This window comes from Paenibacillus sp. CMM36 (genome assembly GCF_053570945.1).
On the sequence record NZ_JBSEDY010000003.1, the window covers coordinates 149,476 to 161,760 of the forward strand.

General features: G+C 47.2%; 12 protein-coding genes. 10 read left to right on the forward strand and 2 right to left on the reverse strand.

Translation table 11 applies throughout. From position 1 onward, the window contains the following. Nucleotides 1-111 precede the first annotated feature (111 nt). From ACWA2B_RS08015 to ACWA2B_RS08045, 7 genes are all read left to right on the forward strand, one after another. A complete protein-coding gene (locus ACWA2B_RS08015) occupies nt 112-417 on the forward strand; it encodes a hypothetical protein (protein ID WP_238794843.1) in 306 nt (101 codons plus the stop codon). 340 nt (nt 418-757) lie between these two features. Next, nucleotides 758-880 carry a hypothetical protein gene (locus ACWA2B_RS08020; RefSeq protein ID WP_342434792.1) on the forward strand — a complete coding sequence of 41 codons (123 nt, stop codon included), beginning with the start codon at nt 758-760 and terminating at the stop codon, nt 878-880. A 98-nt stretch (nt 881-978) separates the two neighbouring features. Then, nucleotides 979-1,287, forward strand: a complete 309-nt coding sequence (locus ACWA2B_RS08025) for a hypothetical protein (protein WP_029516002.1) — start codon at nt 979-981, stop codon at nt 1,285-1,287. Between the two features lie 729 nt (nt 1,288-2,016). Next, on the forward strand, nt 2,017-3,519 hold the full coding sequence (locus tag ACWA2B_RS08030) for an HD-GYP domain-containing protein (RefSeq protein WP_165148047.1): 1,503 nt from the start codon (nt 2,017-2,019) through the stop codon (nt 3,517-3,519). Nucleotides 3,520-3,694: 175 nt separating this feature from the next. Continuing rightward, on the forward strand, nt 3,695-5,140 hold the full coding sequence (locus ACWA2B_RS08035) for an ATP-binding protein (RefSeq protein ID WP_029516000.1): 1,446 nt from the start codon (nt 3,695-3,697) through the stop codon (nt 5,138-5,140). 46 nt (nt 5,141-5,186) lie between these two features. Then, complete coding sequence (locus ACWA2B_RS08040; protein ID WP_318627634.1) at nt 5,187-5,912, forward strand: NAD(P)H-binding protein; 726 nt, start codon at nt 5,187-5,189, stop codon at nt 5,910-5,912. A gap of 219 nt (nt 5,913-6,131) precedes the next feature. Then, nucleotides 6,132-6,512, forward strand: coding sequence for a RidA family protein (locus tag ACWA2B_RS08045; protein ID WP_029515998.1), 381 nt, complete (start codon nt 6,132-6,134; stop codon nt 6,510-6,512). Nucleotides 6,513-6,673: 161 nt separating this feature from the next. Here ACWA2B_RS08045 and ACWA2B_RS08050 read toward each other — a convergent pair whose 3' ends face one another. Further along, nucleotides 6,674-7,429 carry a tryptophan-rich sensory protein gene (locus tag ACWA2B_RS08050; protein ID WP_449291890.1) on the reverse strand — a complete coding sequence of 252 codons (756 nt, stop codon included), beginning with the start codon at nt 7,427-7,429 and terminating at the stop codon, nt 6,674-6,676. A 242-nt stretch (nt 7,430-7,671) separates the two neighbouring features. Between ACWA2B_RS08050 and ACWA2B_RS08055 the strand changes: the two genes are divergently transcribed. The 3 genes from ACWA2B_RS08055 to ACWA2B_RS08065 all read left to right on the forward strand — a co-directional run bounded on the left by ACWA2B_RS08055 (nt 7,672) and on the right by ACWA2B_RS08065 (nt 10,694). Next, nucleotides 7,672-8,622 carry a bile acid:sodium symporter family protein gene (locus ACWA2B_RS08055; protein WP_029515995.1) on the forward strand — a complete coding sequence of 317 codons (951 nt, stop codon included), beginning with the start codon at nt 7,672-7,674 and terminating at the stop codon, nt 8,620-8,622. Between the two features lie 247 nt (nt 8,623-8,869). After that, the gene (locus ACWA2B_RS08060; RefSeq protein ID WP_029515994.1) at nt 8,870-9,994 is read left to right on the forward strand and encodes an NADH-dependent flavin oxidoreductase; all 1,125 of its coding nucleotides are present in this window, start codon (nt 8,870-8,872) and stop codon (nt 9,992-9,994) included. Between the two features lie 112 nt (nt 9,995-10,106). Further along, nucleotides 10,107-10,694, forward strand: coding sequence for a GNAT family N-acetyltransferase (locus ACWA2B_RS08065; RefSeq protein ID WP_029515993.1), 588 nt, complete (start codon nt 10,107-10,109; stop codon nt 10,692-10,694). Here ACWA2B_RS08065 and ACWA2B_RS08070 read toward each other — a convergent pair. After that, nucleotides 10,624-12,282: a response regulator gene (locus tag ACWA2B_RS08070; RefSeq protein WP_029515992.1), complete on the reverse strand. Its 1,659-nt coding sequence runs from the start codon at nt 12,280-12,282 to the stop codon at nt 10,624-10,626. The genes ACWA2B_RS08065 and ACWA2B_RS08070 overlap by 71 nt on opposite strands. Nucleotides 12,283-12,285 lie beyond the last annotated feature (3 nt).

The window sequence follows — 12,285 nt, forward strand, 5'->3', positions numbered from 1 at the left end:
CGTTATTCGCAGAGTTTACCCCTTTTCTGATCAAATTATGGCTTGGTTCACTGTGTGACGTCTGTTACAATAGAAGAGGCATATACGAATGGATAGAAAAGAGGTTGAACAGTGGGCACTTCAGTGATTTGGGAAGCAGTTATATATTGGGTAATCTTGGTGATTTCCGCTCTGTGCGTGATCGCAGTATCTGGTAGTCGGAAGACGGCAAGCACGATTATTTTGGCGCCCGTTGTTTTATTCTGTACCATATTTATGATGCAGGGCTCGGTGTTTACTGCCATGCAGCACCCGACGATGGGGTCTAATGTGGGTTTGGGTATGGCATTTCTGACAACATGGGTAGTCAGCGGAATATTGTTTGCTGTAGCGCTTGTAATTGCTTTTATTAAATATAGCAAGAAGAACAAGGCGTAATTTAGCCCTAACCTCATATGAATAAAGGCTTTCGGTGATGTGCCGAAAGCCCTTTTTGTATTCCTTTTTAACCATGCAGGATGTCGCCGCTTATCTGCGTCTTCTCATAAGCAACACAACGATCAGCACGACGATGATCACGATCAATAGGAATTTCATATTCGATAACCTCCTTGGTCTGTCTCATATTTGGTATTAACCATTTTTAGTTAGTATGCACCGATGGATCTCAAGCAAGTATCTATTGTCGAGTTCTTGGGGAAATTTAGAATGTGGGATCAAAAAGAGGTTTACAGGCTTAGCTGGAAAGTGTATACATAAAGTAAGGGAGGCGATTGCCATGAGTGATCGTGCATTTCATTTGTTCTATATTATTTTCTTAACGGTTCTGGCACTTGGAAGTGTTGGTGGAGTCGCTTGGTGGCTGCGCTCTGTCGGTCGTCAAGAGAAGGAAAAAGGCTGAATTCAACATGGGAATACAAGCCCAGTGCATCTTCCAGTAGGAGGGTGCATTTTTATGTGTTATAATGGGAACATATGTTCTTTTTAGGAGGGAAGACGATGTTGCCAGATTTGGAACGAAAGCTGCTACGTATTTTGTATAATTATTTCGCCCAGCATCGCCACATGCCTACAATGGCGGAATTGACCGTAAAAACGGGCAAGCGAGACGCTGAAATTACAGTCGCCTTGCGACATATGGAACAGGAGCGCTACATCACTTGGGAAAACAATTCGGGTACCCAACATGTTGTTTTACTGGAAGGATGGGAGCGTCCCTCGACCCAAAGGCGCACTCAAGCCGAAACAAGACGTTCCACTACGCAAACGATGCCGACCGATGGTACAGAATATTGGACGAATTATTAAAAGGTATATAAAACTGGAGAATTAATGAGTTTTTAAGGTGCATATCATTTAGTTTTAAGAAAGCGAGACTATAATGACCCTATTAACCCCTTTTTGATCAAGCTATAGGCCCTGTCGATGTATCGACGGGGTCATTTTTTTGTTCATGATACGGTTTCCGTAAAATGAAAAATCCCCCGGGGATCATCCGGAGGATGGGTGCAGTTTGCATGTACTGCACAGCTTGCCCAAACTTCATCGTTTGATGGCATAATATATATTCAACCCCTGCTACCTTGCAATATATGGTCAGCATGTTCATAAGGGGCAGTGTGATTCCACTGTTCATTTTCCAAACGACAAAAGCCCTACCTCTCTTTCGTCCTTGCGGCTCCGATGACCGCGCCAGTGTGAATGTGAAAATCTTCGGCAAAAGCTCAAAATTCTACATTAGGGTTATACATAAAATTTGGAGAAGCTCCATACGGTGATTAGGAGTAATAGCTTGTTGCGTGGAATCTTATGGGGTTAATACATACTTTAATAGTATAGCAGGAATATATCTAAAACACAAGGTGTGTTTGGTTTCTTAATTAAGAATAGCATGATTTCCCATCTATAAATTGCAGACTAAAAGCCGTCTTCGTATTGTAAAATGCTCAAGCAAGAAGGTAAACTTTTGATGGTTGGACTCCGATATTGAATACACAAGATATTTTAGAGTGTACGGATGAAAAGAGGGGTAGCAATTTGCCGACCTATAAGCGCTTTATTCAGCATGTTATCCTGAACTATATTATAGGTTCGTTTATCGCTGTATTGTTGGTAGGTATGATTTTTGTATTTTCCACCTTAAATGTAGCCCACCATGAAATTTGGGGTCTTGTTAAAATTATTGCATTTTCCAGTGTTATTATGATTGCTTGTGAAACCATAGTGTTTCGAGTCCATTTGAGACCGGTTCATCGTTTTTTTCTAGGTAACCAGGAAACACTCAAGGATGTAGAAGCGGTGTATATCCGGGTTCATCATCTGCCTAATTTGTCAGTTTTACGTATTGTAGGACCGCATTTGTTAGGCTTCTCTATCCCGGCAACCGTCATTGCGTTATGGATGATACATACTGGACAACTTACCTTTCCCTTGTATTATGTAGGAATCGCCTGTATAGGAGCTTGTCTGGTCGCTTCCATGCACGCACTGGTTGAATTTTTCCTGACCATGAGAGCAATCAAACCACTGCTGGAGGAAATTCGGGATCGAACCTACCAGCAATATGGATTGAGCCTGTCCCTGCGAGGACGAGTCCTGCTATCGCTTCGGCATAAATTTCAGTTAAGTGCGACGCTCATTGGTGCTTTTCCTTTATTTTTATTTTGTTTAGCTACACAGATTCGCTTGGAACGTTTGGAGGCGGCGAATTCTAGTTCCTATTGGGCATGGGCGGGTGCGATTTTAATCTTTGGTGTAGCCTTTGCTTATCTGGGAGGCAGGTTGCTGACCCGTGAGATCGAACAGCCGATCCACCACCTGCTGGAAAAAATGAATGAAGTGAAGGAAGGCCGCCTGAACAGTAATGCCAGCGATTTGTATTCGGACGAATTTGCGGAGCTGGTCGAAGGATTTAACATGATGATTGAGGGCCTAAAGGAACGGGAAGAAAAGAACGGTCAGCTATTGGACAGTTACTTCGCCACCTTGGCGGCAGCACTGGATGCACGAGATGCCTATACCGCAGGACATTCTTTGCGTGTAGCTGAATACTCTGTACTCATTGGGCGCAAGGGAGGTTTGAATGAGGCGGACATCGATTTGCTGCGCAAAACAGCCTTGCTGCATGATATCGGTAAAATCGGCGTGGCTGACGCTGTGCTACTCAAGGACGGCAAGCTGACGGACGAGGAGTTTGATCAGATTAAAATGCACCCGGTTATGGGGGAGAGCATTCTCCGGCAAGTTGAACCGGCTTATGCTATGGCCCCTTATTTGCCTGGCGTGCGCTCGCACCATGAACGTTATGATGGCAAAGGATATCCTGACCAGCTCGCTGGGGAAGATATCCCCTTATTTGGACGAATCATTGCTGTAGCGGATGCTTATGATGCAATGACGTCTAATCGCCCCTATCGGCAAGGTATGAAGGAAGAGAAGGCGGTTATGATATTGGAGGAGGGAAAGGGAACCCAATGGGACCCTTATTTTGCCGAATTATTTGTCAAGGAGTGGCGCCGGAACAAAGGCATCACAAGCTGATTCTATAGGTATCAGCACATTAGAGCGAGCCATTGAGGTTCGCTTTTTTATATAGGGAGCTAAGCATCTTTTGACATGTCGAAAGATGGGGCTTCATGTTATGATGTACAAGAAAGGCAAACGCGGTTAACATAGGCCTGGCATCCAATTTTTTGCGCTATGGGAGTGTGAGTCCATGCAATTTTCAATGATGTTTTTAATGAATTTAGGGATGCTGATTGCCGTTGCTTATGTGGCGAACGTGATTTATAAATATGGTTTGAGTCGTACCTCTTCGCGGTTCAAATATGTCAGCTCCGTGCTGCTAGTGATATTTGGCGGATGGGTCAGCTCTTGCTTTGGTTTTAACTTTAGTGAAACGGTTATTTTTGATCTGCGTTTTGTACCGCTGATTATCGCGGCATTGGTGTATCCCCGCTCCTATACGCTTATTATTATTGGGGTCGCAATCGGACTTACGAGATTTACCTTCGGTTTGCATATGGCGGCGTGGGTCGGCTTTTTGAATATGAGCATTCTGGGCGTCCTGTGCGCCGGATTGAACTACTGGATGCGGCGTTCCACCTGGCGTCTGATTATCAAGGCATCGGTGACCATTTTAGCGGTTAATATCGTAAATACGTTAAATATAGCCTGCCTGGGCGTCATTCCCTGGCGCTATTATGTAGCGGAGGTTGTTCCTCTGACACTGCCAATCGGCATCGTCCTCAGTTTTCTATTTGCTCTGATTTTACGGGACTTTCAGATGGAGCAACAGCGGAATCATCAGATTAAGCAGGCGAATGAGTTGTTATCAGAGCAGCGAGATGAGTTGCAGAAGACAAAGGTCATTCTAGAGGAACGTGCCAAGCAACTGATGATGGCTTCCCAATATAAATCGGATTTTATGGCAACGATGTCGCATGAGTTACGTACACCTCTTAACAGCATTATTAACCTGGCGCAGATTATCAACGAGCAGGGAAAGGAACTGGATGAGGACGAGTTATACCAGTACAGCGATCTCATCTATGCCTCGGGGCATGATTTGCTCCAACTGATCAACGACATTCTGGACTTGTCCAAGGTCGAGGCTGGACACATGGAAATCGTAAGTGAGCCGGTCAATGTGCGTGAAATTGCGCAGGTGATGATGATGCAGTTTGAAGTCACTGCGAAGGATAAAAACCTGGAATTCAGCTTAAAGGAGCATGAGCCTATACCGAATGAAATTCGGTCCGATTCCAAACGAGTACAGCAAATTTTGCGTAATCTGTTGTCCAATGCCTTTAAGTTCACTCATGAAGGACGTGTATTGCTGGAAATCAGTACACAACATCTGGATCGAAAGGGACAGGAGGGAGATTGGGTTGTATTTGCTGTAAAAGATACGGGCATCGGCATTTCCAAGCTTCAGCAACACGTTATTTTTGAGGCATTCCAGCAGGCGAACGGTTCCATTAATCGTAAATATGGAGGAACTGGGTTGGGATTGTCCATCAGCCGTGATTTTTCCCGCTTGTTGGGCGGGTTTATCCGTCTGGAGAGTGAGGAGGGCAATGGAAGTACATTTTCCCTGTACCTACCGATGTGTCCGTCCAAAAGCAAGGAGGCGGACGAACAACCCTTTAAATTAACCTAATCGCAATTGTAGGAGCAGGAGCGTTATGGCACAAAGGAGGTCTATCATGGAACGTAAAGCGGTCGTTGTGGGTGCAACAGGGCTTGTCGGGGGTTATGTTGTACGAGAGCTGCTGGTGCAAAAGGAATACAACCGCGTCATGGTTATGGGCAGACGTCCGTTGGACATCAAGCATCCCAAGCTGGAGCAGGCGCTTATCGATTGGGAACAGCCACAGAAAACGGCGTTCGCCTTCGAAGGGGTGGATGATGTTTTTTGTTGCCTTGGGACAACGATGAAAAAGGCTGGCTCCAAGGAGCAGTTCCGTCAGGTGGATGTGGACTATCCAGTGCTAGCTGCCCAGTTGGGCAAAGAGGCTGGTGCTGTACAGATGCTAGCTATCTCAGCGATGGGGGCCGATCCAGATTCACGCGTGTTTTATAATCGCACCAAGGGTGAGGCTGAAGAGGCGCTTGCTGCTATCGGGCTGTCTGCGCTGCATTTGTTCCGTCCGTCGCTGATCTTGGGAGCGAGACCTGAACGACGTTTGGGCGAAGCCGCTGCCGCTGTTGTCATGAAAGCGCTGGACGGTCTGATGACGGGCAAGCTGGCTTCCTACCGTGCCATCCCGGCTTCGGTCATCGCACGAGCCATGGTACGAATCGCTCTTGCGCAGGCGAGCGGCGTACATATTTATCCGAACGACATCATTCGGGTCATCGGTGCGGAGCTAACATCCGATGTTGAGGAAACTGGTTCAGGAACGGGTGCGGATGCGGATGTAAACGTGTAAAACCACGTTTAGGATTAAAAATGATAATAACGCCGCTGTTGCCCGATGATTCGGGCAGCAGCGGCGTTATTTGTGTTTTATGGGTGGTCTGTATGTTGCGGCACATCGATCGTAATCTCTAATTCATCAAGTGCGTTAATCCGTCGCACGGAATAGTGGCTTTGGGCTTCACATGCTATAATACGGTGAACCAGTATCAGGAAGGAGAATCCAACCCATATGAAAAAAACAATTGCGACTGAAAAAGCACCCGGTGCTATCGGCCCTTATAGCCAAGCGGTAGAGGCAGGCGGGTTTGTTTACACTTCGGGACAGCTTGGACTGAATCCGGCAACAGGTGAGTTTGGTAAGGATGTACAGGAGCAGGCACGCCTGTCCTTGAGCAACGTACAAGCCATTCTGGAAGCGGCAGGCAGCAACATGAACCAGGTTGTGAAAGCGACTGTATTCCTGAAGGACATGAACGATTTTGTCAGCGTCAATGAGGTGTACAGTTCTTTCTTTGAGCAACCCTATCCAGCACGCAGTGCGGTGGAGGTAGCCCGTCTGCCTAAGGATGCACTGGTAGAGATTGAAGTCATTGCATTGAAGGGCGAATAGTCTGTACCCGGTGTAGATCACTCAACAAGCAAGCTTATAGATTTGATCAAAGTCTATACCTAATCATATTGGATAAAATGAATAAACAAAGCAAGCGAGCTTGGGCTAGATGATTCAGACCCGAACTCGCTTGTTTTTGCTAGTAGATATCAATAGTTTCTTTAATCCCGGTCTCGATTACGGGCAAAGAATAGCCATAGGGCGTACACCAGAATGATTGCTGCCAAGATCAATGCAGCCAGCCGTACATTTTCATGGTTCGGATGCTCGACGGCGATGGCGACATAGGCCCATACAAATACGAGAGGATAAATGCTGTCACGATAAGGAAAGCTGACCATGATCGCCAATATGGTGCCGATGAGCAGGATAATGATCGCCCATGTCGTATCGCTGAGTCCCCAGCCACTCCATTCATTCTTTTCCAGTGCCACTGCAATATTGATAATAGTAGCAACGGATACCCAACCGAGGTTGAGGCTGAACGGTAGCTTGACGAACCACATTTCTCCGCGGGTTGGCTGAGGTGTGCGGGTACGTACATACACGACGCCCAAGGAAAGCAAGTATAAAATAATAACGATGACGCACAGTTCTACGTATACATACTGCCAGAGGAAAATCCAGATGATATTGAAAAGACAGCCTAGAATAAAAAAAATACCGATGGATTGAACGCTTGTCTTGGCTTGCCCTGTAGGTGTAACTTGATACACAACAAAGCAGGCGAGCAGCACGTAGATGACCGACCAGATGGAAAAAGCGTAACCCGCTGGGGTGATCAAGGTAGGGTACATGTTGGATACAGCAGCAGTACTTCTGCCACCGATAGGAAGTGTAGAAGCCAGAAAGTTAATGAAAACGACAGCAATAAATACAATAATATTCCACCATTTATACGGATGGCTTCGTGACATTGGGATATCTCCTCCTCAACGAATGATGATCCAAAATGACTGACTGGTCACAATCTTCTACTATGAATATACCCACTTTACTTTCGAATATGTCGGAACGGTAAAAGTTTCTTGATCCCGGCATAATCATAAAAAGTGGTATGTATATGCAGTCATATGTAGTACAATGATAAAAATTTTAAGCACTATATAAGCTGTATTTCCTCAAATTCAACTTATATAGAAGTAAGGAGATAAGTTGAATGAATAGATTGGAGAAAGTAGGGAAATTTGTAGGAGGGACCTTTTCCATCTGGGTACTTTTATTTGCATGCTTGGGATTTTTCTTTCCTGCGGCGTTTACAGGGTTGAAAGGATACATACAGTTATTTCTGGGCATTGTCATGTTCGGGATGGGGCTAACTTTATCTGCGGCTGACTTTCGCGAAGTATTCCGGCGTCCAGTGGATGTGGCTATTGGTGTGGTCGGGCATTATCTGATTATGCCGTTTCTGGCCTTTGGATTGGCATTAGTATTGCAGTTGCCACCGGATATTGCGGTAGGTGTCATTTTGGTTGGCTGTTGCCCGAGTGGAACTGCGTCCAACGTAATGACGCTTTTATCCAAAGGCGACGTGGCGTTGGGGGTATCGATTGCTTCGGTGTCGACGCTGATTGCTCCACTGGCTACCCCGGCGATGATTAACCTGCTTGCTGGACGTTGGATGAATATTGATGCGAAGTCGCTGATCATGGATATTCTGATCGTGGTTATTGTCCCGATTGTGCTGGGTGTTATCGTCAAATCGCTATTTCGCAAGCAGGCAGAAGCCAGTGTCCAGGCGCTGCCGCTCATATCAACACTGGTGATTATGCTCATCGTGGCTATTGTGATTGCAGGCAGTAAAGGCAAGATTTTGGAGACAGGTCCGATTATTTTTGGTGTGGTTATTTTGCATAACGGAATCGGGTTCCTGCTTGGATATTGGTTTGCCAAGCTGTTCGGCATGGATCTTTCCAAGCGTAAAGCTGTTACGCTGGAAACGGGAATGCAGAATTCCGGACTGGGTGCTGCGCTGGCAGCAGCTCATTTTAACCCGATTGCTGCTGTACCGAGTGCGATTTTTAGCGTGTGGCATAATATTTCCGGCTCGTTGCTCGCGACTTGGTTTTCCCGCCGGGAGGAGAAGAAAAGCACAACCGGGAAGCATTAAGCTTTGTTAGTGGCTTGTGCCAAGTGGCTACGGTTCAGCTTTTTCGAACAGTTTAGGGATGGTCAGAAAGGATAGATTTGACTTTATAGTTGCGGATCATTATACTGTGGTTATTATAACCACTGTATTTAAGTAAGCAACAGTAGTTTGAGTCGTTATGGAGGAAAACTACATCGAATTCGTATTTGGCTTCATGCTCAACAGCCTTATATTATCTGATCTGATTTAACTGAAGGAGAGAGAAAGAATGAACCCAAAATATAATTCTCTATTTGAAGCTTTTACCCTGCCATCCGGTGTTACGTTGAAGAACCGTATTACCATGGCACCTATGACTAACTTTGCTTCCCACGAAAATGGTGAAGTGAGTGACGAGGAACTGGCATACTACCGTGAACGCTCAGGTGGTGTGGGCGCAGTTATTACCGCTTGTGTGTATGTAACTCCAGATGGTAAAGGATTTGTTAATGAGTTTGGTGCGGACAAGGATGAAATGATTCCTAGCCTGCGCCGTCTGGCGGATACGATTCATCAGGAGGGCGCGAAAGCGATCCTGCAAATTTATCATGGTGGCCGCCTGTGTCCACCGGATCAGATTCCAGACGGACAACCGATTAGTGCAAGCGCAGTAGCTGAGGAAAAAGAAGGCGCACCTGTGCCGCGTGAAATGACATCCGACGATATCCATCGCGTCATTCGCGCCTATGGCGAAGCAACTCGCCGCGCGATTGAAGCAGGCTATGATGGTGTGGAGCTGCACGGAGCGAATGGTTACCTGGTGCAGCAGTTCTTCTCCCCGCACTCCAACCTTCGTACCGATGAATGGGGAGGAAGTGTTGAAAAACGAATGACCTTCCCGCTGGCGATTGTTCACGAAGTGAAGAAAGTGATCGCAGAACATGCAAAGGGGCCATTCATTTTCGGATACCGCTTGTCTCCTGAGGAAGGACACACGCCAGGCATCACGCTGGATGATACGATGGTGCTTGTAGACCGTCTGGCGGATCAAGGGCTGGATTACCTGCACATTTCCGTAAATCATTTCTTCGGTGGTTCGTTCCGTGACCGTAGTGACGAACGGTCACGTACCGTTCTCATCCATGAGAAGGTAGGTAACCGTGTGCCGATTATGGGAGTCGGATCGCTGAATACACCGGACGAGGCGCTTGCAGCACTGGAGACAGGTGTACCGCTTGTATCGCTGGGACGTCCACTTTTGATGGAGCCGCAATGGGTTCAGAAGGTGCAAAACGGCACAGAAGATACCATTCGCACGACCTTATCCAAGCAAGCCCAGCAGGAGCTAGTCATTCCTGACTACCTGTGGGGTGCGTTGACGACCCTTCCAGGCTGGATGCCTGTTACGGACTAAATTTTGAATGACGGAGATACCCTAGGCTGCTCTCATGCACCTGGGGTATTTTCCTGTCTTGTGACCGTGAACACAATAATATAGGAATAACTGAGAAAGAAGGAAACTGACAATGTTACATGGAGCTAATGGCGCGATTTTGATGGAGTCAACCCATCCGGGGCTACAGATTCGACTGTTGCAAGTAAATGATGCAGAACGTTTATTAGAGATCAGACGTGAAAATTTTGATTTTTTCAAACCGTTCGAGCCAGAACGGCCTGAAGTTTACTTTACCCTGGAAGAACAGGCGCGTCTGATTTCCAACGGTTTGGAAGCGGCACAAGCCGGACAGGGATATACGTTTGGACTTTTTTTGCCGGAAAATAATAAGCTGATTGGCAGAATAGAGCTGTCGGGTGTCGCTAGAGGCCCCTTTCAAAACGCCAATCTGGGCTACTTTGTAGATCCTGCTTACCACGGACAAGGCTATGCTACTTCCGCAGTGAAGGATATTGTACGCTACGCCCTGAATGAGTTGGAATTACACCGTATTCAAGCTGGAGTGATGCCAAGAAATACGCCTTCCAATCGAGTGATGGAAAAGGCAGGATTTCGCCGCGAAGGGCTAGCTCTCAACTACTTGAAGATTAATGGTGTGTGGGAAGATCACGTGCTGTATGCGATAACGGCTGAGGATTTGCAGAATGGCGTCTTCTGAACTCGCCAGGCGTGACACCCTCCAGTTTTTTGAACACCTTGCCAAAATATTTTTCATCCTGATAACCGACCATACCGGCAATATGATGAAGGCGCAGCTTGTCATTCAGCAGTAATAGCTTTGCCTTGCCCATCCTGATCTGGCACAAATAGTCCGACAGATTAACCCCGTACTCCTGCTTGAATTTACGAGAAATATATTCCCGACTGAGGTAAAAGCGGCTCGCCATATCCTGTAGAGAAATGTCCTCGTCGTAGTGTGCATCCAGATAGCGGGCAATATCACGGATGGTCGGGTTGTTTGGACTATGGCTTGGTGTAAGTGCCTGACCGGCTGCCAGCAGTCGGTTTTCGACCTGTCTTTGCCATAAGGGCAACGAAAGCATGCCGCGGTTGTCGACCGGCAAGGCATGAATGGAGCCGGACTCATCTGCCATCTCCTCGCCATCGGTATCTCCAGGTCTGTCATTCAACCAGCGGGCCAGCATCCAGTCCAGCTCTTGATTCCAACTGGCTAGCTGCTCTGCTGTAACCGAAGGCAACTCGGCTACGGCTGCTATCCAGCGGCCTACCGCTATAGACACACGACTGGCATTACAGCTGAGCGCACTAAGCCGTAGTTCCTCTTCCATGTCAGGTAACTGGGGAAGACGAATGCTCTGCCGTGTCTGGGTACTCTGGTGCATCCAGTCGGCTTGCAACACATCCCGTTTCCACAACGCTTGCCTTGCCTCTTGGTAGGCAGTGGCTGCCGCTATGGGAAAGGCACCAAAAGAGCCAACCCCGATGTGCATGTAGCACCGCAAAGCGGTTTTGATTCCTGTATGAATATCCTGCAAGAGCTTTGACCAACGAGATGGATCGCCCCAATATAGCAGAATAATTTCGTCCATACGCTCCAGATGACGGAATGCAACTCCGGTTTGAGAAGATCCGAGAAATTCGTTGCAGATGTTAGTGAGGGAAAAGCTCAAAAGCGCACGCCGCGTTTTATATTTGTCCAGTATATCGGCATCCAGCTGAGTAGTACTCATCACAGCTGCATTACATATCTGAATAGCTGCGGGAAGACGTAGCTCCTCGCGTAAGGGCGTAATGGAAAGAGGGGTATTCGCTATCCCGGAAACGATTTCAGTCAGGAGCTTATCAGTATAGTGTGGCCTCATCCGATTGACTTCCATGGCCTGCATCGTCTGCCTGTTCCGGTCTTGCTCTGCTGTCCGCCAGGCTTGAGTGGCTTTTTTTACAGCCTCGTTAATCTCCACTGGATCCACGGGCTTAAGAATATAGTCCATGCCTCCCCGGCGGATGACCTGTCGAACCAAGTCAAAATCATCATAGCCACTGACCACCACGACTCTGGTTGCTGGGGAATTGACTTGAATCCACTCCATCAGTGCTATCCCATCCTTGCCGGGCATCCGCATATCCGTGAGTACAACGGGTGGGGAAAGGGCGGTAATGACCTCAATCGCCTGATCGCCCGACTCGGCTTCAATCACCTCGCTCACACCGCAAGCTTCCCAATGTACGAGCATCCGTATGGCATGGCGCACATGCTTCTCATCATCCACAATCAGGACTTTCATTGA